Source organism: Pseudomonas sp. dw_358 (assembly GCF_018449655.1).
In the GTDB taxonomy this organism is placed as follows: Bacteria; Pseudomonadota; Gammaproteobacteria; order Pseudomonadales; family Pseudomonadaceae; genus Aquipseudomonas.
This window is the reverse complement of the sequence record NZ_JAAVUX010000017.1, coordinates 30,876-54,178: the sequence shown is the minus strand read 5'-3', so window position 1 is coordinate 54,178 and position 23,303 is coordinate 30,876. Positions and strand designations below refer to the sequence as shown.

The window sequence follows — 23,303 nt, the reverse complement described above, 5'->3', positions numbered from 1 at the left end:
TTAATAACAAAAAGCCACTACCTTGACTGCCCGTTATTCCTTTTTAACCTCAAAGGACAAATAACTATGCAGTTTTCGACATGGGCCACCAGCGCTTCCGGCAGTTTCCTTCGGGCCAAGGTCGATCAGGTCACCGACTGGAGCTACGGTTACAACCTGGCGCTCTCCCAGGCTGCAGAAGCGGCGGGCTTCTTCGGCATTCTCTTCCCGGTGCGCTACAGCGCCCCGCACACCAAGGCGGCGGCCCTGGACGGCCAACTCGACCCCATGACCCTGGCGGCCGCCGTGGCGGCACAGACCACCACCCTGCGCCTGATCACGGCGATCCTCCCCGGCTTCGTCCCGGCGGCCACCATGGCCAAGGTCGGCGCCACCCTGGATCAGATCAGTCACGGCCGCTGGCACATCAACCTGGTCACCGGCTGGTTCAAGGAAGAACAGCAAAGCCTGAGTGTCCCCTGGGTCGACCATGCCGACCGTTACCGCCGCTCCGAAGAGTACCTGCAAGTGCTCAAGGGCCTCTGGCAAGAGGAAGCCTTCAGCTTTGCCGGCGACTTCTACCAGATCAGTAACGCCACCATGCGCCCGCGCCCGGTGCAGCAGCCCTACCCGGCGATCTTCCAGGGCGGCAACTCCCCACAAGCGCAGCAGATGGCCGGCCAGTATTCGGACTGGTACTTCATCAACGGCGGGCCACCCGCGCAACTGCGCCAGCAGATCGACGCGGTGACCGCCGTGGCCGACCAGCACGGGCGCAGCGTGCGCTTTTCGGTGAATGCCTTTGTCATCGCCCGGGAAACCGAGGCCCTGGCTCGCGCCGAATACGACGAGATCCTCGCCGCCGCCGATGAGCTGGCCATCGCCCAGTTCCGCGAGAAGGCCAAGGAAGCCCGTGGCATGTGGCAGAACGACGATGGGCTGGCCAGCTTCGTCGCCAACAACGAGGGGCTGCGCACCGGTCTGGTGGGCTCGTACGAGCAGGTGGCCGAGCGCATCCGTGAACTCGAGGCCATCGGCCTCGAAATGATCCTGCTCAGTTTTCGCTTTCCGCTTGAAGAAATACCGGTCTTCCACCGTCGTGTCAGCAGCCTGCTGGGCAACGCCTGAACTTCCTTTTGCGCACTTAGATAGAGATCAGCATGAACCTACCTGTAGCCAAACGGCTCGCCGGCACCTGCCTGCTCGCCGCCCTGTCCCTGTTGCTCGGCGCCTGCGACAAGCATGACGACGCCAAAGCCGCCACCAGCGCCGCCGCCCCTGCGGCCGATGCCCAGACCGTGCTGCGGGTCGGTACCTCCGGGGCCTACCCGCCGTTCGAATCGCGTGATGCCCAAGGGCAGTTGGTGGGCTATGACGTCGACGTGCTCAACGCGGTCGGCAGCAAGCTCAACTACCGCATCGAATGGACCACTGCCGAGTTCAGCGGCCTGTTCGGCATGCTCGACACCCACCGCATCGACACCGTGGCCAACCTGATTTCGGTGACTCCTGCCCGGGAGAAGAAATACCTGTTCTCCACCCCTTACGCCTACGACGGCGCACAGCTGGTGGTGAAGAACGGCAGCCCCCTCAAGACCCTCGAAGACCTCAAGGGCAAGACCCTCGGCGCCATGCTCGGCAGCGACCTGCAGCAGTACGCCAGCAACTGGGACAGCGAGCACGGCAATCCCTACACCCTGAAAACCTATCAGGACAATAGTGGTGTCTACGACGACGTCGCCAACGGTCGCCTGGACGCGTTCATCGACAGCGAAATCACCGCGCTGGTGCAGATCAAGGCCAAGAACCTGCCGCTGAAGATCGCCAACGATACCAAGCTGTATTCCATCAAGCAGTCGTTCCCGTTTCGCAACACGCCGACCGACCAGGCCTTTGCCAACCGCTTCAATCAGGCGCTGGATGAACTGGCCAAAGACGGCACCTTGAGCAAGATTTCGCAAAAATGGCTGGGCAAGGACGTGACTCACGCGTGAGTCCCCCCTGACTTTTCCTCCCCTTGCAAACAGGACAGTGCGCCATGACTGCACCCCAGGTTGAAACGCTTGACATCGCCCGGCAACTGGCCGAGCGCTTTGCCGAAACCGCCGTCGCCCGTGACAAGGCCGGCGGCACCGCCGACGAACAGCTGGCCATGTTGCGCGACAGCGGCCTGCTGACCCTGCTGATTGCCAAGGAACACGGTGGCCAGGCCCAGCCCTGGTCGCTGGCCTTGCAGGTTGTGCGGCTGTTCGCGCAGGTGGACGGCTCCCTCGCCCACCTGTTCGGTTACCACTTCCTTGATCAGGTGGTGGCCCAGTCCAGCGCCAGTCCCGAGCAATTCGCCGCGCTGCAACGCGAGAGCGCCGAGCACCACTGGTTCTGGGGCAACGCCAACAATTCCCTGGACCGCCGCGTGGTCGGCAGCCGTGAAGCCGGCGGTTATCGCCTCAACGGTCTGAAGCATTTCACCTCCGGCTCGCCCTATGCCGACCGTCTGGTGATCTCCTTTCGTTTGGCCGACGCGCCCGATACCATCGTCCGTGCCGTGATCAAGCCCGACCGGGAAGGCCTGCGCATTCACGGCGACTGGGATTGCATGGGCCAGCGCCAGACGGGTAGCGGCACCGTCAGTTACAGCGATGTCTGGGTCCCGGACAGCGAGGTACTGACCGATCCCGTCAAGGGCAGCGAGGGCCAGCCGTTGCCCTTCCACACCCTGGGGCCGATCCTCGCGCAGTTGATTCTGACCCACGTGTTCCTCGGCAGCGCTCAGGGCGCATTGGCCGAAGCGGCGCGTTATACCCGCGACCAGTCACGGCCCTGGTACACCTCGGGGGTGGAACGGGCCGAAGATGATCCGCTGGTGATCCGCCAATACGGCGAGTTTGCCGCGCAGCTGGAGGCCTTCGCCGCTTTGGCCGACCGCGCTACCGGCGAGTTCGACCAGGCCTTCGTCAAGGGCTCGGCGCTGGAAGCCGGAGAGCGCGGCGAGGTGGGCTACCGTGTCGCCGCCGCCAACGTGTTCGGCGGCAAGGTAGCGCTGGAGATTTGCAGCCGCGTCTTTGAGGTCATGGGTGCCCGCGCCGCCGCCAGCCAGTACGGCCATGACCGTTTCTGGCGCAACGTGCGCACCCACACGCTGCACAACCCGGCCGAGTACAAGTTGCTGACGTTGGGCCGCTACGCCCTCAAGGGCCAGTTGCCAGTGCCCGGCTTCTATTCTTGAGCGTTGAAAAACTCCGGAGAGCATCGACATGCAACACAGAAAACTGGGCAGTACCGGCCTCGACGTCTCGGTGGTGGGCATTGGCACCTGGCAGTATGGCGGTGAATGGGGTCAGCCCTTCAGCCAGGCGCAGGTAGACGCCATCCTCGACACCGCCGCCGAAGCAGGCATCAACCTGATCGACACCGCCGAGTGCTATGGCGACCACCTGTCCGAACGGCTGATCGGCGACTACCTGGCCCGCCGTCGGCGGGAAGACTGGGTGGTGGCCACCAAGTTCGGCCACCACTTCCACGGCAACTTCGAGCGCGATCAACGCTGGCAACCAGCCCAGGTGCTGACCCAGCTGGACGACTCGCTACGGGCTTTGAAGACCGATTACATCGACCTCTACCAGTTTCACTCCGGCACCGACGCGGTGTTCTTTCAGGATGAGCTCTGGCACCTGCTTCACGAACAGCAACGCGCCGGCAAGATCCGCCACCTGGGTATTTCCATCGACAAGCAAGGCAACCCGCGCCAGGTCGAGGCGGCCCACAGCATCGGCGCCGGGGCGATCCAGGTGCTGTACAACCGCCTTGAACGGGACGCTGAACAGAACGCCTTTCCGGCGGCACAGGCCCAGGACCTCGGCGTGCTGGTGCGTGTGCCACTGGCCAGCGGCTACCTGAGCGGGAAGTACCAGCCGGGGGTGGTGTTTGCCGCCGACGACGTGCGCCGCAACCATCCCACCGACACCGTGGACGCCATGCTCCGGGAAGCCGCGCTGATTCAGCAGAATGAAGTGCCGGCCGGCGTGCCCATCGCCCAATGGGCCTTGGCCTGGTGCCTGCGCCACGCGGCCGTGACCGCGGTGATCCCCGGCTGCAAGAGCCCGCAGCAAGTGCGCGACAACGCCCGCGCCGCGGCCCTGCTGGACGACGCAGAAGGAAACACGCCATGAAAGTCGCCATCGTCGGGCTCGGCGCCATGGGCAGCATGGCCGCCTGGCAACTGGCCCAGGCCGGGGTGCACGTGGAAGGCTACGAACAGTTCGGCCTGGCCCATGCCCGGGGTGGGGTGGGCGGTGAAAGCCGGCTGTTTCGCACCGCCTATAAAGAAGGCCCGCAGTATGTGCCGCTGCTCAAGCGCTCACGGCAGCTGTGGCGCGAGCTGGAAAGCCAGACCGCGTCCAACCTGTTGCAGCTCAACGGCGGCCTGACCATCGGCCATCCGGGTGACGAGGCCATCGCGAAGGTGCTGGAGAGCATTCAGCAGTTCGACATCGAGCATCAAGTACTGGATATCGAAGACGCCCGCCAGCGTTTCCCGCAGCACCGCTTCGACCCTCAGGAAGTGGTGATCCTGGATCGAGAGTCCGGCTTCCTGCGCCCGGAGCTGGCCGTAAGTGCCGCTCTGCGCCGGGCCACCGACCTGGGCGCGAACCTGCACGGGCATACCCGGGTCGAGGCCATCGAACAGCGCGGCGACGGCGCCTGGCTGCGCATCGACGGCAGCGAACGGCGCTTCGACAAGGTATTGGTCACTGCCGGTGCCTGGGTCGACCACCTGCTGCCGCAACTGGGCGGTTCGCTGTACGCGCGCAAACTGATCCTGTCGTGGTTTCCGGCCCGTGACATCGCCGCGTTCGCGCCCGAGCGCTTTCCGATCTTCACCCGTCGCAGCCAGGGTTATTTCAGCTTCGGCGTGCCCAGCGTCGAAGGCAGCATGGTCAAGATCGGCATCAGCACGCCCGGTCCCGTGGTGGAAGACGTCAATGCTTTCGACAGCCAGATCAGCGAGCACGAACTGGCCGAAACCCGTCACGTCATCCACACCTTCCTGAGCGGCCTGGACCCCGACCCGGTGCGCACCAGCGGTCACCTGGATGCGTTCAGCCCGGACCGCCACTGCGTCATCGGCCACCTGCCCGGCGAGGATCGGCTGCTGGTGATCGGCGGCTTTTCCGGCCACGGCTTCAAGCTGGCCCCGGCCATCGGTGAAATCGCCTGCCAGCTGCTGCGCGAGCAAGCGCCCGGCCTGGCCGTAGGTGAGTTCGCCCTGGAGCGGCTGGCGATCTGCAACGGGAGCGCTCATGCACTTTGATTTTGCCTACATGCTGGGGATCATCCCGGAGCTGCTCAAGTACCTGCCGGTGGTGCTGTTCATCGGCGTGCTGTCATTCATTCTGGCCGTCGTCGTGGGCCTGGGCTTTGCCGCCGTGATCCATCGCCGCGTCGTCATGCTGTACCCGATCGTGCTGGTGCTCATCTCGTTCTTTCGTGGCGTGCCGTCGCTGGTGCAGATCTTCATCCTGTATTTCGGCCTGCCGCAGCTGGTTCCGGCCCTCAGCGCCATGAACGCCATGACCGCCGTGATCCTGGCGCTGAGCATTCGCAACGCGGCCTACCTGTCGGAGGTGTTTCGCAGCGCCCTGATGGCGGTGGAGCCGGGTCAGTACGAAGCGGCGCTGTCGGTGAGCATGACCCGGCGCCAGGCGCTGTGGCAGGTGGTGCTGCCCCAGGCGGCGCGCATTGCCATTCCGCCGGCGGGGACGTTTTTTATCATGATCCTCAAGGACACCTCCCTGGCCTTCACCATCGGCGTGGTGGACATGTTCGCCCAAGCCAAGATCATGGCGGCAGCCAGCTACAACTTCCTCGAAGCTTACCTGGCGGTGGGCCTGATCTACTGGGTCGTCACCGCCGCGTTTTCCTACGGACAGTCCCGGCTGGAGCGCCGGGTCAGCCAACCCTATCGGCGGAACTGAGCCATGATCGAACTGCGCAACCTGCACAAGGCCTACGGGCAACAACCGATTCTGAGCGGGCTGGACCTGAGCGTCAGCGAGGGTGAAGTGGTGGCCATTATCGGGCCGTCGGGCTCGGGGAAGTCCACCCTGCTGCGCTGCCTCAACCTGTTGGAAATGCCGCAACAGGGCACCCTCGCGATCGACGGCGCCCACGTCACCGCCCCGCACATCAGCGAAGCCGACGCCTTGGCCCTGCGCCGCAAAAGCGCCATGGTCTTCCAGCACTACAACCTGTTTCGCCACTACAGCGCCCTGCGCAACATCAGCGAACCGCTGCGCCTGACGCGCGGCCTGTCCAACGCCGACGCCACCGCCAAAGCCCGCCAGCACCTGGCCGCCGTGGGCCTGGCCGACAAGGCTGACGCTTACCCGGTGGCGCTGTCCGGTGGGCAGCAACAAAGGGTCGGCATCGCCCGTGCGTTGGCCCTGGACCCTCGGGTGATCCTGTTCGACGAGCCCACTTCAGCGCTGGACCCGGAACGCGTCGATGAGGTGCTGGGCCTGATGCGCACGCTGGCCGAACAGCGCATGACCATGCTGGTGGTCACCCACGAAATGGAGTTTGCCTTCGAAGTGGCCGACCGGGTGATCTTCATGGATCAAGGGCAAATCATCGAACAAGGGCCGCCGGACCAGATCTTCCGGCGGCCGCAGCATGAGCGTACGCGCAAGTTTGTCGAAAAATATGCACGGTATCTGGCGCGCACCACCGAGGTGACGCCCTTGCGGGCGAGCCCTGCTCCGACAGGTTGACCTTGAGGCTTGGGTCCGCCCATGGGAGCAAGCCCGAAGCCTGACGAACAGCCGGTGATCAGTGCAGTTTTCATTGTTTCTTTCCTGGGTGAGGGTGCTCAGGAAAAGATAGAGCCCCCGCGCAGGATTGACTACAATCAAATGCCCGTCTTTCATTCGCGAGCGTCCCATCATGACGGATCCTCTTGCTGAGGTCGTCGCCTTGCTGCAACCCAGTGCGCGCTATTCCAAGACGGTGACCGCCTCGGGCCCCTGGCGGGTGCGGCGGCGCCTGGAAGGTCAGCCTTTCTACACCGTGCTGCTAGAGGGCAGTTGTGGCTTGAGCGTGCATGACCAGCACTCGATAGACCTGCACGCCGGGGACTTCGTCCTGATCCCCGCCCCCAATGGCTCTGACCTGTTCAGCTCCCCACCGCCCCCTGAAGCGCTGAGCACCCAGCCCGTGCAATTGCCCAACGGTGAGTTCCGCCTCGGCGACCTCGAGGGGCTTGAGGAAGTCCGCATGCTCGTCGGCCACTGCGCCTTCGCCTCGCCGGACGCTGCCCTGCTGGTCTCGCTGCTGCCGGACGTGGTCCATGTGCGCGGCAATCCGCGGCTGTCGACCCTGGTACAACTGCTCGGCGAAGAGTCCCGGGGCCAGCGCCCGGCCCGGGAAGAAGTCCTTACCCGGCTGCTGGAAGTCCTGTTCATCGAAGCCCTGCGCGCCAGTGCCGGGGTCGCCGGTACCCAGGGCCTGCTGCAAGGCCTGGCCGACCCGCGCCTGGCCGCCGCCATTCGCGAAATCCACACCGCCCCGACCCAGCCCTGGACCGTCGCCGAACTGGCCCGCCACGCGGCCCTCTCCCGCTCGGCTTTCTTCGAACGCTTCAACCGCGCCGTCGGCATGCCGCCGATGATGTACCTGCTGACGTGGCGCATGGCGCTGGCCAAGAACCTGCTGCGAAGCAAGGACGTGCGGCTGGCGCAAGTGGCCGAGCAGGTCGGGTACAGCTCGGCGAGTGCGTTCAGTGTGGCGTTTACCCGGCATGTGGGGGTGGCGCCGACGCGGTATGAGCGTGTCTGACTATCAGGGAGTACCTGCCAGGGCATACCTGCTTAAGTCGACGCAAGCGTGGCAACTGGCCATTAACGTTATCACTGACTCGAAAGAATGAAAGTGAACGTTCAGGCAGCGGTGGCAGGGCTCTGGTCAGCACTCATGCTGTTCAGCAACCCTTCAGTGACTCCCCCCGTCAGTCCATCAGAACCCTGACCTGAACCTGTGCTCTGATGGCTATAACCCGCTGACGGACACCCCCATGCACACCCAAACCTCCTTCATCTTCGACCTCGACGGCACCCTCACCGACAGCGTCTACCAAAATGTCGCCGCCTGGAAACAGGCCCTCGACGCCGAAAAGATCCCCCTGGCCATGTGGCGCATCCACCGCAAGATCGGCATGAGTGGCGGCCTGATGCTGAAAAACCTGTCCCGGGAAACCGGTGTCGACATCAGCGACGCCCAGGCCAAACGCCTGGCCAAGCGGCATGGCGAGGCCTATGAACAGTTGCAGGGCCAGATCATTGCCCTGCCCGGCGCCGGGGAGTTGCTGGAGACGTTGAGCAAGGAGAAGGTCAACTGGTGCATCGCCACCAGCGGCGAGATGGCCACGGCGCAGATCAACCTCAAGGCGCTGGGGCTGGACGCGGACAAAATCCCGTTAATCACCCGCAACGACGCCAAGGCGGGCAAGCCAGACCCGAGCCTGTTTCTGGCGGCCGCCAAGAAGATGGCCGTACCGATCGAGGAGTGCCTGGTGGTGGGTGATGCGATCTGGGACATGCTGGCGGCGCGGCGCTGCAAGGCCACCGGGATCGGGTTGTTGTCGGGTGGCTATGACGTCAGTGAGCTGGAGCGGGCCGGGGCGTTGCGAGTGTATGACGATCCGCTGGATTTGCTGAATCATCTGGATGAAATTGCCAGTTTTTCGTGAGGGTCACAGGTGGGGGTCTGGCAAGGATTTACTTAACCAAGCCCACAAGAAATCCGACTTACACCCTGCCACCCCACGCGGCATGATGGCGTCATGATCCACATCTCAAGGACCCTCCCACCATGACGTTCTCCATCGTCGGCCGTTGCGCCGAAACCGGGCAGATGGGCATTGCCATCAGTTCTTCGAGCATTGCCGTAGGCGCCCGCTGCCCTTGGCTGCGTCCGGGGGTAGGCGCGGTGTCCACGCAGAACATTACCCTGCCGGCGCTGGGCAATCAGGTGCTGGACCTGTTGCAGCAGGGTCAAGCGCCTGCCTCGGCGCTGGAACTGGCGCTCGCGGCCAGCGAGTACAGCCAGTTCCGCCAGATCACCACGCTGGATCATTTGGGCAACAGCGCCCATTTCAGCGGCAGCGAGACCCTGGGCACTCACAACGCGGTGTCCGGCGTGCAGTGTGTCGGCGCCGGCAACATGCTGGCGGATCGGGCGGTGATCGAGACCCTCGTGCACCGCTTCGAGACCACCCGCGGCCCGTTGGCTGATCGACTGCTGGCGGCGATGCTGGCAGCGGTGGCGGCTGGCGGCGAAGCCGGGCCGGTGCATTCGGCGGCGTTGGTGGTGGTGGGCGATGTGTCCTGGCCGATCATCGATCTGCGGGTCGACTGGGCCGATGAGGACCCTATCGGCCAGTTGGCCAGACTCTGGGATGACTACCGCCCGCAGATGCAGGACTACCTGATCCGCGCGCTGGACCCGACCAAGGCCCCCAGCTACGGCGTGCCAGGCGATGAATAATGCCACCATGAGCCGTAGCCAGAGCCTGCTGGCCGACCTGATCGGCTTCGACACCACCAGCCGCGAGTCCAACTTGCAGTTGATCGACTACGTGCGCAATTACCTGACCGGCCTGGGCGTGGCCTGCGAGCTGATCTTCAATCAAGAACGCAGCAAGGCCAACCTGTTCGCCACCCTGGGGCCGGCGGATGTGCCTGGCATTGTCCTGTCCGGGCACACTGATGTGGTGCCGGTGGACGGTCAGCCGTGGACGGTGCCGCCGTTCACCTTGACTGAGCAGGACGGCCACCTCTATGGGCGAGGCACGGCGGACATGAAGGGCTATATCGCCTGCGTGCTGGCCGCCGTGCCAGCGCTGCTGGCAGAGCCGCTGCGCATGCCGGTGCACATCGCCCTGTCCTATGACGAGGAAGTCGGCTGCCTGGGGGTGCGTTCGCTGCTGGCCGAACTGGAACGGCGGCCGGTCAAGCCGCTGTTGTGCATCATCGGCGAACCCACCGAGCTCAAGCCGGTGCTGGGGCACAAGGGCAAACTGGCGATGCGCTGCGCGGTACACGGTGCGGCCTGTCATTCGGCCTACGCACCGCAGGGGGTGAATGCCATCGAGTACGCCGCCGAGTTGATCGGCGAACTGGGGCGTATCGGCAGCGAGCTGCGCGATCCAGCACTGCACGACAACCGCTTCGATCCGCCCTACAGCACGGTGCAGACCGGGGTGATTGGCGGTGGCAAGGCGCTGAACATCGTGCCGGCCGACTGCACCTTCGACTTTGAAGTGCGCGCCCTGCCCGCCCAAGACCCGCTGGAAGTCGCCCAGCGCTTGCAGCGCTATGCCCAGGAACAGGTGCTGCCACGCATGCAGGCGGTAAACGGCAACACCCGTATCCAATTCTCCGAACTCTCGGCGTACCCCGGGCTGGCCACCGATGCCCGCAGCGAGGCGGCGCAGTTGATTGCGCAGTTCAGTGGGTCCGAAGCCTTCACCACGGTAGCGTTCGGCACCGAAGGCGGTTTGTTCGATGCCATTGGCGTGCCGACCGTGGTCTGTGGGCCGGGAAGCATGGACCAGGGGCACAAACCGGACGAGTTCGTCAGTGTCGAGCAGCTGCACGGGTGTGACGCGATGTTGGCGCGGCTGGTGCTGGCGGTTCGGGCTTGATCCCTCATTTGGACCGCTGACACGACACCAGCCCCTCGACTGCGCTACTCTGACAACAGATGTCAGCCCGAGGATGTCGTCATCGAAGCCCTGCCCGTTCCGCACACACCGTCGCCCCAGTGGCATCATCTGTTACTGGCGCAACGTCACGCCCTGGAAATGGCGGTGTCGCGCCAGAGCCTGGAAAGCATCCTGCAGGTGCTGGCCAAGGCCGGCAGCGAGCACCTGGGTGGTCGGGCGGCGATATTCCTGGTGGACGAGACGCGCAAGACCCTCAAATACTGCGCCTCCGCGGGGCTGGCCGCGACGTACATCGAGGCTATCCACGGCTTCGAGATCGGCCCGCATTCGCCCTCTTGCGGCACGGCGGCCTACACCGGCGAGCTGGTGGTGGTCGGCGATGTGGCCCGCGATCCCTTGTGGGCGCCGTTTCTGGCGTTGGCCCGCCAGCACGGCATCGCCGCCTGCTGGTCACAGCCACTGAAGGATGCCAAGGGCGCGACCATCGGCACCTTCGCCCTCTATCACGAGGTCCCGCGCCGACCGACTCCGCAGGAGCTGCAGGCCATCGACCTGCTGGCCAGCACCGCGTCGTTGCTGATCGAGCGCTCGATTGCCGACACCACCTTGCAGAACACCCTCGCTGCCCTGCAACGCAGCGAGCTGGCGTCTCGCGAGCTGAGCCACCGGGTCATGAACACCTTCCATGTACTCGAAGGCGTACTGACGGTGAAGATCCGCTCCATGACCGACCCGGCTTCCCGAGCCATCACCGCCGAGGCGCTGGAACGTGTACGGGCCATGTCCCTGGTGCACCACAAGCTGTTCAAGCAGACCCAGGACAGCGGCGACGAGGTGGACGTGTCGGTGTTCCTGGACAGCCTGGTGGCCGACCTGTCCCAGGCCTTTGCCATGGACAAGAACCTCAAGCTGCTGCTGTCCAGTGACCCCGGGATTTTCCTGCCCGCCGAACGCTGCACCACCCTCGGCCTGCTGGCGGTGGAGCTGGTGCTCAACGCCATCAAGCATGCGTTCGACGACACGGCCAGGAAAGGCACCATCGCCGTCGCCCTGCACCGGCAGAACGACTGGCTGGAGTTCTCTGTGCGCGACAATGGCAAGGGCCTGCCCAATGGCGCGCTGGTGGCAAAGAAAGCCAGCCTGGGCACCCGCCTGATCCATGCGTTCGTCGGCGATCTTGACGGCGAGCTGACCGTGCGCAACGGGGCCCGTGGCGCCGAGTTCCTCGTGGCCCTGCCGCTGTCCGACTGAAATCCAGCGCCAATACCCTGACCGCCACCTAAAGTCTGAGTGGGCTCGGCCGATAGAGGCTGGGTACGCGTGGGCCTTGCTCTATAACAACGCGACGTTCTGCCTTCTGTATCTGCCGCTCAAAACACCGATAAACACCTGCGGAATACGTCATGAACATCAAACAGAAGCTGACCTGGGCGTTCGCGATCGTCGCGTGCCTGCCGGTTATCGTGGTGGCAACCCTGGTCGTGCTCAACCTGCGCACTCAGGCCCAGGCCGACTTTCTCGACAGCAGCGGCCGCGAGATCCGCCAGATCGACAACGGCATGCGGCAGTTCTTCGATGCCATCAGCCAGAACGTCGAATACCTGTCCAAAGACCCGCGCATCGCGGCGGCCAGCCACCTGAAGAACTACACCGGCAGCGATGCCGCGCAGATTCCCCAGACCGATGATGGCAAGCAACTCCTGCAACTGTTCGCCGAATTCGCCAAGAGCCACCCTTCCACCGCTTACCTCTCGGTCGGGCTCAAGGACGGCGGCTACGTGAGCTGGCCCGACGACGCCAAACTGACCCAATACGACCCGCGCGTGCGTCCATGGTACAAGACCGCCGTGGCCGCGCCTGGCCAGAACGCCCGCACCGGCGCCTATTACTGGGCCCCGGACGACGTGGTGCTGATCGGCAACGTGCACACCCTCCAAGACGCCAGCGGCAACCCCATCGGCGTGGTCGGTCTGGACGTTTCCCTCAAGCAGTTCACCGAGCTGGTCAAGCACATCAAGCTGGGCGACAGCGGCTACCTGATGCTGGTGGAAGCCAACGGCAACGTGCTGGTGGACCCCAGCGATGCCAAGCACAACTTCAAATCCATGGCCGACCTGGGGCCCAACTACGCCGCTCTCGCCGCCGCCGGCAATGGCGTGACCGAGGTGCAGATCGATGGCGTGCCGTACATGGCCAACGTGATCACCTCCGAGGGGCTGGGCTGGCGTTTCATCGGCCTGATCAAGCGCGATGAAGTCATGGCCAAGGCGTCACACCTGACCTGGGTGATCGCCGGGATCGCGGCGGTGCTGGCGGTGCTCTTCGCGCTGTTCGGCACCACCATTGCCGGCATGATCGTGCGGCCGATCCGCAGCGTCGCCGGCGGCCTGCAGGAGATCGCCGAAGGTGAAGGCGACCTGACCCGCAGCCTGACCGTGCAAGGCAAGGACGAAACCGCCACCCTGGCGCGCTGGTTCAACCAGTTCCTGGGGGTCATTGCGCAGCTGGTGCAACGCATCGGCGGTGCTTCTCAAGACTTGCAACGGGCTGCCGAAGGCACCTCGCGGGTGGCCAACAACATGAACGACGCCGCAGGCCGCCAGCGGGAAGCCGTGGAGCTGGTGAGCACCGCATTCAACGAAATGGTCGCCACCGCCAACGAAGTGGCCCGCTCCTGCGGCCAGGCCGCCACCAGCGCCGACGACGGCTACCGCGACGTGCATGACGGCCAGCACCACATTGGCGAAGCCACCGGCAGCGTCATGCAGCTGAGCGACAACCTGCAGCAATCGACCCAGACCATGCTGGTGCTGGAGCAGGACAGCAAGAACATCAACACCATCCTTGACACCATTCGCTCGATTGCCGAGCAGACCAACCTGCTGGCCCTCAACGCCGCCATCGAGGCGGCGCGGGCCGGGGACCAGGGTCGCGGCTTTGCCGTGGTGGCCGACGAGGTACGAGCCTTGGCTCGGCGCACGGCAGATTCCACTGGCGAGATCGACAACCTGCTGGGCAACCTGGCCCGGCGCACCCAGGAAGTCACCAAACAGATGCAGAGCAGCCTGCAGATGTCTCAGACCAGCGTGGCGCGTATCCACCAGGCCCGCGACAGCTTCGACAAGATCCGCACCTCGGTGGACTCGATCCGCGACCAGAATACCCAGATCGCCACCGCCGCCGAGCAACAGCATCAGGTGGCCGAAGACATCAACCGGCACATCGCGCAGATCCATGCCGATGCCCAGTTGGTGGAGGAGTTGGCGCATTCGGCGCAGACCGATTCCGATCGCTTGACCGGGATCTCCGGCGAGCTGAATGGTCTGGTGGGCCGCTTCAAGTATTGAGGCCTGTGCGCAATTGGGCTTGTGGAGGTCGAAACAAGGCATCCACACGCCCGGCAAAACCCCTAATTTAGGCGTCCCTTGTACCACTCAGGACTGCCTGGATGAATGTCATCACCGTACTGCGCGACACCCACCCTTTGCCCGTGGTCGATGCCTGCAAATGGGAAAAACTCGAAGGCGAGCCCCACACGGTCAACCTCAACGCCTATACCTCCGAGGACGGCAGCAAGATCATGGGCACCTGGATCTGCACCCCAGGCAAATGGCGGGTGGCCTACGAAAAGTGGGAGTACTGCGATTTTCAGGAAGGCTACTGCGTGATCACCCCCGACGGCCAGGCGCCGATCCACTTGAAAGCCGGTGACAAGTTCATCGTCGAGCCGGGCATGAAGGGCACCTGGGAAGTGGTCGAGACCGTGCGCAAGTATTTCGTGTTCGCCTGACCCCCGGGCATCAGCCCTGCTCCGTCATCCGCACACCCTTGCGCCCCAGCTGCTTGACCCCGTACATCGCCCGGTCCGCGGCCTTGAGCAGGTCGTCCAGATCCTGGCCATGCAGGGGGCACAGGGCAACGCCGATGCTGCAGGAAATCATCAGCGTCCCGGCTTCGGTGGCCACCGGCTGGTTGATCGCCTCGAAAATCCGCGCCGCACTGAACTCGGCGCTGGCCGGGTCCGACAGCTGCGCAATCAGGGCCACGAACTCGTCGCCGCCGTGGCGCCCTACGGTGTCCCGTGAGCGGGTCGAGCGGCGCATGCGTTCGGCCACCGCCTTGAGCACCTGGTCGCCCACTTCATGGCCGTGCTGGTCATTGATCTGCTTGAAGTGGTCCAGGTCGATCAGCAGCACGGCAAAACCGATTCCAGTGTCCTGCCAGGCCGTCACCGCCTGGGCAAAGCGCTCGGCAAACCGATAGCGGTTAGGCAGCCCGGTCAGCACATCATGGCTGGCCAGGTAGGCCGACCGCTCATGCTCGTCCTCCGCGCGCTTCATGGCGTTGAAGTGTTTGACCAGCAGGATCGGGATCATCACCAGGGCGCCCAGCAGCAGCACCAGGATCAACAGGGTCTGCACCGTCAGCACGTCTTCGATGCGCAGTTGCCGGGTAAACCCCAGGCTCATGGGTTGCGACGCGCTGGGCAGCTCGACCCGTTCGGTCAGGCGCGGCAGGAGGCTGTCGATCGGCCCGGTGGCCGGCGTGACTGTCGACAGCACCCGGCTATTGTCCCCGGACACGGTTTGCAGGCATGCCTGAACATGCAGCCACGGGTCGGAGTTGGCCTGGTTCACTGCGTTGAGCAAAGCATCAGTGCGGGTGACCAGCATGGCGACCATGGTGTTGCCGAAGAAATTGGGCCGCGCTTCGTGCTGGGCCTGGCGGGGCCGGGTGACCGACTGCATGAGGATGTAGGCGTTATCGCCCTCGTACATCTTGAACACCGGCGAGGCCACCGGACGCGAGCTGTCGTGGGTGCGGGCCAGGGCAAAGGAGAGCCAGGGCACGGTTTCAAGACGTACGCCATAGATCGCGCTGGCCTGGGGCAGCGCCGGGTACATGAACAGGATCGGCCAGGTTTCCTTGAGAGACGCCTGCTGGGCATCCTGTTGCTGGGCCAGGGTGGGGAAGTTCTTCAGCAGAAAGTCCGGTCGCCAGGCGCGGCGCAGCTGCTCTTCGAAGCGCGCCTGATCGGCTCTGGGCACCGCTCGGGCGGCCTCCAGCATGTAGATCTGCGGGTACGCCGCGAGCACCGCCGCTGCGTAACGGTTGGCCGCTTCTGTATCGCTCTGATCGACCGCCTGCAAGAATGCCGAAAAACCCGCGACCACCGCTTCGTTGGTGTCCAACTGGTTGCGCACCACCGCCGAGACGGTCTGCACGGACTCGGAAAAACGCGTCTGTTGACGCTCCACTTCCGACTTGAGCAGCAACAAGGCTGAAAACCCGATCAACCCCAGCGCAATGGCGCTGAAAGCCACCAGATGGCGACGACGTCCGAATACTGCTGTGCCTGGTATCAACGCCGATGCTCCATCATCCAGCCCCGAAAAAGGTGCGTACCAGACCAGTCTTTCAGACTATGGATATCGGGGTCTATAGCCAGCGGCCATCAGTGGCAAAAAAATCTGCCGAAAGGCTTGTTCCAGAGCGGTTGGCGGGTGCTTCGGTGCGCGAAGAACACGCAGGAGAGACAGCAGGGTGAATATTGCATAAAGACCTTATTTTTCAATCTATTGGTGATCTTATCTAAGATTCAACATTACCTTCTGAAGGTTATACGGTTGCCTGCATGAGCCGTGGCGGGTGCTGACCCTGTGGCGCAGCCCTTGCGCGCGATGCGGGCACTGCGGTCTGCCGGCAGTGCGCGGTGATGCCATCGCGCTCAAGGACGGCTCCCACAGGATCGGTGTAAAGCGCAGTCCATTTTTATTAATATTTATATATTACATATAGTTAGATTGTTTTTGTGATGTATTATCTAGCTAACCATTTGCGCCATCCCCCGTAACTGCTGATGTCCTCAGCCCCCTCCAGGCCATACCCTTCGCAGATAAACCCGGTCTCCCAGCGGCCATCTGCCAGCTGCACCTTGCCCAACCCCAGCGGCGCAGGGACGCCCGTCAGGAACGAGCCCAGTTCGCTGCTCGGCAACTCCCAGACCTCCACGGCAATGGCCATGCCACCATCGGCCACCCGCACCATGCCCGGCCGGCGGCCGTCCGCCAGGGCGTACAGGCGATAGTCAGGCGAACTCAAGGTTGCCCCCAGCAGCCGCGCACCGCGCTGCTTGAGTTGCCCGTTCAGGGCCAGGCCGTCCAGATGGGCGCCGCAGACCACCAGCCGGGCACGGTCATTACGGGCCATCGGTGCGGTGACCGATGCGCCCTGATAAGCACTGGCCAGGCTGAGCAGGTACTGGTCGGTGAACGCGCGGCCAAACACTGTCACGCCCCAGGGCAGACCGTTGGCCATCGTGGCGCTGGGCACTGCCACGGCGCTGTAGTCCAGCAGGTTCATGAAGTGGGTGTAATAGCCCAGTTCGGCGTTGCGCAGCACCGGCTCATCGGCCAGCTCTGCCAGGGTTACCGGGCGGGCAAGGGTCGGGGTCAATACGCAATCGAGCTCGGCGAGCGTGCGGTCGCATTCGGCTTTCAAGGCCTGCAGGCGATACTGCGCTTCGAAGGTTTGTACCCCAGTGACGCCGGGGGCCTTGGCCAGCACGGCGTGGATGACCGGCAGCACGGCGTCGGGCTGGCGGGTGGCCAGTTCACCGACCACGCTGTAGCGTTCGGCGACCCACGGCCCCTCGTAGAGCAGTCGGGCCGCTTCAAGAAACGGCGACAGGTCGATCTCCACGGCCTCGCCCCCCAGCGAACGCATGCGTTGCACAGCAGCGGCAAACAGCGCGGGGCCTTCAGGGCAGCCAAAGAACTCCAGATCCACCCTGCGGGGTACGCCAAAGCGAAACGGGCTGACCGCACCGAACGCCGATGCATCATTCCAGGCCGGGTTGGCACGGCTGTAGGCATCACGCGGATCCAGCCGCGCGGTCAGCGCCAAAAGCTGGCTGGCCTCCGCGGCGGTGTGGGTGAAGGTGGTCACGCAGTCCAGGGTGCGACAGGCCGGTACCACCCCGCCCGTGGAGAACAGGCCTTTGGTTGCCTTGAGCCCCACCAGATTGTTCAGCGCCGCTGGCACACGTCCGGAACCGGCGGTGTCGGTGCCCAAGGCAAAGCTGGCCACGCCCAGGGCCACCGCCAGGGGTGATCCGGCGCTGGAGCCGCCCGACGGGTAGTCCGGGTGCACGCTGTTGCGGCACGGCCCGTAGGGCGAGCGCGTGCCGTTGAGGCCGGTGGCAAACTGATCGAGATTGGTCTTGCCCAGGGGCACCGCGCCCAGATCGATCAACTGCTGGACCAGAGTCGCCGAGCGCTCGGGGGTATAGGCGTAGGCCGGGCATGCCGCCGTGGTCGGGATGCCGGCCAGGTCGATGTTGTCCTTGAGGGCGAACGGGATGCCGTACAGCGGCAGGCTGTCGATGGCTTTGCCCTCAAGGGCGGCCAGGTATGGCTCCAGCTCCTCGACCGCAAGCAGATGGATGAACAGGTTGAACGCCGGGTTCAGGCCCAGGGCCTTTTCGCGCAGGGACAGGATCAATTGCCGGGGCGTCACGCCGCCGCTCAGGTAACGCTCGCGCAGCACGTCAAGTTGCAGCTCTTGGCTCATCACACAGCTCCTTCGTTGTTCACAGGTTCCAGAATCACCACGCGCTGACCGGCACGCACCGCCGAGCCCGGCTGGACGCAGACCTCACGGACCACGCCGGCCACGGCGGCGAACAGCGGGATTTCCATTTTCATCGACTCCAGCACCACCAATGGCGTGCCAGCCTGCACCACATCCCCCACCGCCACCGCCACCTGCCACAGGTTGCCGGTGAGGGTGCTCTCCACGCTCATTTGGCCAGGGGCCAGCAGCGTTTCTGCGCCGGCCTGTTCGGCCACTTCAGTGCTGTCGAAGTGTGCCTGGCCGCTGTCCTGCCAGCGCTGGCGCTCGGCGCCGAAGGCACGCTGCTGTTGCTCGCGGAACGCCTCGATGCTGACCGCTTCGCGCTGCATGAACGCTTGGTAGTCGGCCAGTTTCAGCTGGGTGTGTTCGATGTTCAGGTCGAAGCGCCCCAGCGGAAAATCCCGGCGAATGCGCAGCAGTTCGTCGGCGCCGACCGGGTAGAAGCGAATCTGGTCGAAAAAGCGCAGCAGCCAGGGTTTGCCGGCGAACGCCGCCACTTCGCGATAGCGGTTCCACATCTGCAAAGTGCGCCCTACAAACTGGTAGCCACCCGGCCCTTCCATGCCGTACACGCACAGGTAGGCGCCGCCGATGCCCACCGAGTTTTCGGCGGTCCAGGTGCGGGCCGGGTTGTACTTGGTGGTCACCAGCCGGTGGCGCGGGTCCAGCGGCGTGGCCACGGGCGCGCCGAGGTAGACGTCGCCCAGGCCCATGACCAGGTAACGGGCATCAAAAACCGTATGTTTTACTTCATCTATATCCTTCAATTCATTGATTCTACGAATGAACTCCAAATTGCTTGGGTACCACGGCGCATCCTTGCGCACGGTGGTCTGATACTTTTCGATGGCCAGTTGGCACGCCGGATCGTCCCAGGACAAGGGCAAATGCACCACCCGCGACGGCACTTGCAGGTCGTCCGTCTCGCAGACCCGCTGCCAGTGCTCGGCGACCCGCGCCAGCAGCGTGGCCAGCGGCAGTTGCTCGGGCTGATAGTGCACCTGCAGGGAGCGGATGCCGGGCGTCAGGTCGATCACGCCGGCTAGGGCGTCGGCCTCCAGCGCCTGCATCAGTCCATGGCCACGAAAGCGCAGGACCAGATCCAGTTCAGCCGGGCCGATTTCCAGCAACAGATGGGTGTCCCCGGCCAGGCGAGCGACCAAGTGCGTGCCACCCTCGCCGACGTCCAGCACCACGGGCGATTGCAGCGCCACCGGGGCGGCGCATTCGCCAGGCAGGCTCAAGTCGGCGAGGGCCAGCGTACGCGCTGTCGACAGGTCGCAAGGCACAAAACGCACGCGGTCGCCGGCCTTGAGCTGACCCAGTTGCCAGAGGTCGGCTTCGATGAGGGTCACCGGGCAGACGAAGCCGCCCAGGCTCGGCCCGTCAGGCCCCAGAATCACCGGCATATCACCCGTGAAGTCCACCGCGCCAATGGCGTAGGGGTTGTCGTGGATGTTGGAGGGGTGCAGGCCCGCTTCGCCGCCATCGGTACGGGCCCATTCCGGCTTGGGACCGATCAGGCGCACGCCGGTGCGGCTGGAGTTGAAATGCACTTCCCACTCAGTGGCAAGAAACGTCTGCAAGTAGTTGTCGGTAAAGTATTCAGGGGCACCATGGGGGCCGTAGATCACCCGTAACTGGCGCACACTCGGAAACACCAGCGGTGGCATTGGCGCAGTGCCGGGTACGGCGTCCGTCAGTGGCGCCAGATGCAACACATCACCGGCGCGCAAGGCCCGCCCGCCGTGGCCGCCGAACTGGCCGAGGGTGAAGGTGCTCTTGCTGCCCAGGTAATCGGGCACTTGTACGCCACCGCGCAGGCACAGGTAACTGCGCGCCCCGGCGCCGCTGATGCTGCCCAGGTTCAGCACGGCACCGGCCGGCACCTCGCGGGGGCAATGCATCGCTATTGGCACGCCGTCCAGGGTCACCGCCAACTCGGCCCCGGTGACCGCTACCACGGCGGGCGCATTGAAGCGCAGGCTCGGCCCGGCCAGGGTAATTTCCAGAGCCGCGCAGCCTTCGGGGTTGCCCAGCAGACGGTTGCCCAGGCGCAGCGAGCGACTGTCCATGGGCCCCGACGGCGGCACGCCGACGGCCCAGTAGCCGATGCGGCCGGGGTAATCCTGCACGCTGGTCTGAGTGCCCCCGCTGAGCACTTCGAAGGTCCATGCGTGATACACCAGCCCTTCCAGGCAACGGGTCCAGGGATGGCCGCTGGCGAAAGGTTCGGCGTCGATGATCTGGCACAGGTAGTCGCGGTTGGTCTCCACGCCGTACAGCTGAGTGGCGGCCAGGGCCTCTTGCAGCCGCGCGCAAGCTTGCTGGCGATCCGGCGCCCAGCTGATGACCTTGGCCAGCATCGGGTCGAACCACGGGGAAATGTCGCAGCCTGCCTCGACCCAGGTGTCGATGCGCAGCTGCCGGCCGTCGGCCGGTGGAAAGCTCACCGCCGTCAACAGGCCGGGGCTGGGCTGAAAGTCCTTGCCCGGATCTTCCGCATAAAGGCGCGCCTGCACGGCGTGGCCCTCAGGCCGCAGTGTTTGTTTGAGCTGTTCCAGCGGCGCCAACTCGCCCGCTGCCAACGCCACCATCCAGCGCACCAGGTCCACGCCCCAGACCTGTTCAGTGACGCCGTGCTCGACCTGCAAGCGGGTATTGACCTCCAGAAAGTAGAAGCGGCCGCTGTCGCTGTCGTAGACAAATTCCACGGTGCCGGCGCTGCGGTAGTTCACCGCCTTGGCCAGCTGCAAGGCCGCCGCGCACAGGGCGTCGGCCAGGCCCTCGGGCAGGTTCGGTGCGGGGGTCTCCTCCAGTACCTTCTGGTTGCGCCGCTGCACCGAGCAGTCGCGCACGCCCAAGGTCAGCACACCGCCCAGGCCGTCACCGAACACCTGCACTTCCAGGTGCCGCGCGCGCTCGATGTATTGCTCGATGAACACCCCGGCATCACCAAAGTTGTTCTGCCCGAGGCGCTTGACCGCGATAAAGGCCTCGTTCAGTTGCTGAGGGTCGCGGCACACGCGCATGCCGATCCCGCCGCCGCCCGCCGTGCTCTTGAGCATGACCGGGTAACCGACACGGTCGGCAGCGGCCAGCGCCTCTTCCAGGCTGTCCAGCAGGTCAGTGCCTTGCAGCAACGGCACGCCCTGCTCCCGAGCCAGCGCTCTGGCCGTGTGCTTGAGGCCGAACACTCGCAGTTGCTCGGGCGTAGGGCCGATGAAGGCGATACCCGCTGCTTCGCAGGCCTCGGCAAAGGCCGCGTTCTCCGACAGGAAGCCATAGCCCGGGTGAATCGCCGTGGCCCCGCATTCCCGTGCCGCTGCGAGAATCTTGTCCACCGCCAGATAGGTGCAGGTGGCGGCGCCTTCACCCAGGCTCAAGGCCACATCCGCCTGTTGGATGTGCTGGCTGGCGGCGTCGGCCTCGCTGTATACCGCCGCGCCCTGCACCCGCAGTTGGCGCAAGGTCCGCAGGATGCGGCAGGCAATGGCGCCGCGATTGGCAATCAACACTGTGTCAAACATGATTCGATCCCTGCAGCCGCGGGCCGTCCCGCGAAGAGTGAGCACGCACGGGGCCGTCCCCGGGCGTCAGCAGGTGGGTATCAGTCCCAGATCAACAGCTCGGCTGGCGTCGGGTTGTAGCCGTTGCACGGGTTGTTCAACTGCGGGCAGTTGGAGATCAGCACGATGACGTCCATTTCGGCGCGCAGTTGCACGTATTTGCCGGGGGCGGAAATGCCGTCTTCGAACGTCAGGCCGCCCGCCGGGGTCACCGGCACGTTCATGAAGAAGTTGATGTTGGGGCTGATGTCCCCCTTGCCCAGACGGCCGTCGTGGCAGCAGGCGCGCAGGAAGTTGTCGCGGCAGCTGTGCATGTGACGCTTGTCCAGGGCATAGCGCACCGTGTTGCTCTCCTGGGCGCAGGCGCCGCCCAGGGTGTCGTGGCGGCCGCAGTTGTCTTCGACGATGGTCAGCAGCGGGCGGCCGAGGTTGGAATAGAGCACGCTGCCCACGCCCAGGTAGACATTGTTCTGCCGGCGCAGGGTGCGTTGCACGTCGTAGCGTTCACGCGGGTTGGCGGCGCTGTAGAACAGCGTGTCCACCGCCTGGTTGCCTTGCAGGTCATGGATACGCAGGGTCTGCCCGGCCTTCACTTCGGTGAGCCATGGCTCGCCGGCGGGGACAGTGACGCGGTAAGCGGCGGTTTCGGGGTGCAGTGCGGTCATGGTCGGCTCCTCAGGCGAACAGGCGGTCGGTGTTGATGAAGCCACGCTCGTTTTCCGGTCGCGAGGTGCGGCAGTGCTCGGCGACGCTGGCGTCGGCGTGCAGGAAGGTCAACTGCACCGGTTTCGGCGCATAGTGCGGGGCCGGGTCCATGGGGTGCTGCAGGGCGGTGAGCACCACCAGCGTGTCCATGGGGGCATACAGTTCGATGCAGTCGCCCGCTTTGGCGTTTTCAGGCGCGAAACTCAAGACTCCATGCTCATCGACATCGACCCGACTGAACAGGTTGAGGACCATGGTCAGGTCACCGAGACCCAGGCCCCACTTGCCCATTTCCACCAGCAGGTTGTCGGTGCCATTGCGAAAGAAGCCGTTGCGCAGTTCCTGATAGCGACCCTGGCCGTACTGCTCGGACACCTCCTCGGCATTGGCCACGCCGCCGAGGCTGTCGCTCCAGCCGCAGGTATCGCGGGTGATGGCCGCGAGCACGCGGCCCATGTCCGAGTACAGGCAATGGCCGGCCGATAGCCGGGCGGTGTGTTGGCACTTTAGGCTGTCAGGCAGGTTCAGACGCTCGCTTTTCTCATGGGCATTGAACAGCGTCAGGCTGACGTTGGCGCCGCCTTCCAGGTCGGTGAGGCGCAGTAATTGGCCACGCTTGAGCACGAACGAACGCTGGCCGCCGCCCGGCAGCAGTTCTTCGGCAAACACATCAGGGGGATTGGGCATGGCAGGTC

At 64.7% G+C, this 23,303-nt stretch carries 19 protein-coding genes; 14 read left to right on the top strand and 5 right to left on the bottom strand.

What is annotated here, in order from left to right:
* Positions 1 to 66 precede the first annotated feature (66 nt).
* The 14 genes from HB675_RS20705 to HB675_RS20640 all read left to right on the top strand — a co-directional run bounded on the left by HB675_RS20705 (position 67) and on the right by HB675_RS20640 (position 14,489).
* Positions 67 to 1,107 (top strand): LLM class flavin-dependent oxidoreductase, encoded by a 1,041-nt coding sequence (locus HB675_RS20705; protein WP_213880968.1) that lies wholly within the window; start codon positions 67 to 69, stop codon positions 1,105 to 1,107.
* 32 nt (positions 1,108 to 1,139) lie between these two features.
* Positions 1,140 to 1,973: a transporter substrate-binding domain-containing protein gene (locus HB675_RS20700; protein ID WP_213880966.1), complete on the top strand. Its 834-nt coding sequence runs from the start codon at positions 1,140 to 1,142 to the stop codon at positions 1,971 to 1,973.
* Positions 1,974 to 2,017: 44 nt separating this feature from the next.
* Positions 2,018 to 3,205 carry an acyl-CoA dehydrogenase family protein gene (locus tag HB675_RS20695; protein ID WP_213880964.1) on the top strand — a complete coding sequence of 396 codons (1,188 nt, stop codon included), beginning with the start codon at positions 2,018 to 2,020 and terminating at the stop codon, positions 3,203 to 3,205.
* A 28-nt stretch (positions 3,206 to 3,233) separates the two neighbouring features.
* Positions 3,234 to 4,148 (top strand): aldo/keto reductase, encoded by a 915-nt coding sequence (locus HB675_RS20690; protein WP_213880962.1) that lies wholly within the window; start codon positions 3,234 to 3,236, stop codon positions 4,146 to 4,148.
* Entirely contained in the window at positions 4,145 to 5,290 is a 1,146-nt protein-coding gene (solA, locus tag HB675_RS20685; protein WP_213880960.1) for an N-methyl-L-tryptophan oxidase, read from the top strand. The genes HB675_RS20690 and solA overlap by 4 nt, the downstream gene beginning before the upstream one ends.
* Positions 5,280 to 5,954, top strand: a complete 675-nt coding sequence (locus HB675_RS20680) for an amino acid ABC transporter permease (RefSeq protein WP_213880958.1) — start codon at positions 5,280 to 5,282, stop codon at positions 5,952 to 5,954. The genes solA and HB675_RS20680 overlap by 11 nt, the downstream gene beginning before the upstream one ends.
* Before the next feature lie 3 nt (positions 5,955 to 5,957).
* Complete coding sequence (locus tag HB675_RS20675) at positions 5,958 to 6,749, top strand: amino acid ABC transporter ATP-binding protein (protein WP_213880956.1); 792 nt, start codon at positions 5,958 to 5,960, stop codon at positions 6,747 to 6,749.
* Positions 6,750 to 6,921: 172 nt separating this feature from the next.
* Positions 6,922 to 7,812 (top strand): AraC family transcriptional regulator, encoded by an 891-nt coding sequence (locus HB675_RS20670; protein ID WP_213880954.1) that lies wholly within the window; start codon positions 6,922 to 6,924, stop codon positions 7,810 to 7,812.
* Between the two features lie 235 nt (positions 7,813 to 8,047).
* Complete coding sequence (locus tag HB675_RS20665) at positions 8,048 to 8,722, top strand: HAD family hydrolase (protein ID WP_213880952.1); 675 nt, start codon at positions 8,048 to 8,050, stop codon at positions 8,720 to 8,722.
* Between the two features lie 122 nt (positions 8,723 to 8,844).
* Entirely contained in the window at positions 8,845 to 9,519 is a 675-nt protein-coding gene (locus HB675_RS20660; protein ID WP_213880950.1) for a DUF1028 domain-containing protein, read from the top strand.
* Positions 9,520 to 9,526: 7 nt separating this feature from the next.
* Positions 9,527 to 10,678: an acetylornithine deacetylase gene (argE, locus tag HB675_RS20655; protein ID WP_213881064.1), complete on the top strand. Its 1,152-nt coding sequence runs from the start codon at positions 9,527 to 9,529 to the stop codon at positions 10,676 to 10,678.
* Positions 10,679 to 10,843: 165 nt separating this feature from the next.
* Positions 10,844 to 11,950, top strand: a complete 1,107-nt coding sequence (locus HB675_RS20650) for a GAF domain-containing protein (protein ID WP_213880948.1) — start codon at positions 10,844 to 10,846, stop codon at positions 11,948 to 11,950.
* 152 nt (positions 11,951 to 12,102) lie between these two features.
* Complete coding sequence (locus HB675_RS20645) at positions 12,103 to 14,046, top strand: methyl-accepting chemotaxis protein (RefSeq protein ID WP_213880947.1); 1,944 nt, start codon at positions 12,103 to 12,105, stop codon at positions 14,044 to 14,046.
* 101 nt (positions 14,047 to 14,147) lie between these two features.
* On the top strand, positions 14,148 to 14,489 hold the full coding sequence (locus HB675_RS20640) for a cupin domain-containing protein (RefSeq protein ID WP_213880945.1): 342 nt from the start codon (positions 14,148 to 14,150) through the stop codon (positions 14,487 to 14,489).
* 10 nt (positions 14,490 to 14,499) lie between these two features.
* Here the strand turns inward: HB675_RS20640 and HB675_RS20635 are convergent, their stop codons facing one another.
* The 5 genes from HB675_RS20635 to HB675_RS20615 all read right to left on the bottom strand — a co-directional run bounded on the left by HB675_RS20635 (position 14,500) and on the right by HB675_RS20615 (position 23,295).
* A complete protein-coding gene (locus tag HB675_RS20635; protein ID WP_218626620.1) occupies positions 14,500 to 16,065 on the bottom strand; it encodes a sensor domain-containing diguanylate cyclase in 1,566 nt (521 codons plus the stop codon).
* 454 nt (positions 16,066 to 16,519) lie between these two features.
* Entirely contained in the window at positions 16,520 to 18,271 is a 1,752-nt protein-coding gene (atzF, locus tag HB675_RS20630) for an allophanate hydrolase (protein ID WP_213880943.1), read from the bottom strand.
* Positions 18,271 to 21,864: an urea carboxylase gene (uca, locus tag HB675_RS20625; RefSeq protein ID WP_213880941.1), complete on the bottom strand. Its 3,594-nt coding sequence runs from the start codon at positions 21,862 to 21,864 to the stop codon at positions 18,271 to 18,273. Before uca ends, atzF begins: the two co-directional genes overlap by 1 nt.
* 80 nt (positions 21,865 to 21,944) lie before the next feature.
* On the bottom strand, positions 21,945 to 22,568 hold the full coding sequence (locus HB675_RS20620; RefSeq protein ID WP_213880939.1) for an urea amidolyase associated protein UAAP2: 624 nt from the start codon (positions 22,566 to 22,568) through the stop codon (positions 21,945 to 21,947).
* 10 nt (positions 22,569 to 22,578) lie between these two features.
* The gene (locus HB675_RS20615) at positions 22,579 to 23,295 is read right to left on the bottom strand and encodes an urea amidolyase associated protein UAAP1 (protein WP_213880938.1); all 717 of its coding nucleotides are present in this window, start codon (positions 23,293 to 23,295) and stop codon (positions 22,579 to 22,581) included.
* Positions 23,296 to 23,303: the final 8 nt, after the last annotated feature.

Coding starts and splice junctions, on each gene's coding strand:
- HB675_RS20705 (WP_213880968.1), top strand. CDS start 67: ATGCAGTTTTCGACATGGGCCACCAGCGCTTCCGGCAGTTTCCTTCGG.
- HB675_RS20700 (WP_213880966.1), top strand. CDS start 1,140: ATGAACCTACCTGTAGCCAAACGGCTCGCCGGCACCTGCCTGCTCGCC.
- HB675_RS20695 (WP_213880964.1), top strand. CDS start 2,018: ATGACTGCACCCCAGGTTGAAACGCTTGACATCGCCCGGCAACTGGCC.
- HB675_RS20690 (WP_213880962.1), top strand. CDS start 3,234: ATGCAACACAGAAAACTGGGCAGTACCGGCCTCGACGTCTCGGTGGTG.
- solA (WP_213880960.1), top strand. CDS start 4,145: ATGAAAGTCGCCATCGTCGGGCTCGGCGCCATGGGCAGCATGGCCGCC.
- HB675_RS20680 (WP_213880958.1), top strand. CDS start 5,280: ATGCACTTTGATTTTGCCTACATGCTGGGGATCATCCCGGAGCTGCTC.
- HB675_RS20675 (WP_213880956.1), top strand. CDS start 5,958: ATGATCGAACTGCGCAACCTGCACAAGGCCTACGGGCAACAACCGATT.
- HB675_RS20670 (WP_213880954.1), top strand. CDS start 6,922: ATGACGGATCCTCTTGCTGAGGTCGTCGCCTTGCTGCAACCCAGTGCG.
- HB675_RS20665 (WP_213880952.1), top strand. CDS start 8,048: ATGCACACCCAAACCTCCTTCATCTTCGACCTCGACGGCACCCTCACC.
- HB675_RS20660 (WP_213880950.1), top strand. CDS start 8,845: ATGACGTTCTCCATCGTCGGCCGTTGCGCCGAAACCGGGCAGATGGGC.
- argE (WP_213881064.1), top strand. CDS start 9,527: ATGAGCCGTAGCCAGAGCCTGCTGGCCGACCTGATCGGCTTCGACACC.
- HB675_RS20645 (WP_213880947.1), top strand. CDS start 12,103: ATGAACATCAAACAGAAGCTGACCTGGGCGTTCGCGATCGTCGCGTGC.
- HB675_RS20640 (WP_213880945.1), top strand. CDS start 14,148: ATGAATGTCATCACCGTACTGCGCGACACCCACCCTTTGCCCGTGGTC.
- atzF (WP_213880943.1), bottom strand. CDS start 18,271: ATGAGCCAAGAGCTGCAACTTGACGTGCTGCGCGAGCGTTACCTGAGC.
- uca (WP_213880941.1), bottom strand. CDS start 21,864: ATGTTTGACACAGTGTTGATTGCCAATCGCGGCGCCATTGCCTGCCGC.
- HB675_RS20620 (WP_213880939.1), bottom strand. CDS start 22,568: ATGACCGCACTGCACCCCGAAACCGCCGCTTACCGCGTCACTGTCCCC.
- HB675_RS20615 (WP_213880938.1), bottom strand. CDS start 23,295: ATGCCCAATCCCCCTGATGTGTTTGCCGAAGAACTGCTGCCGGGCGGC.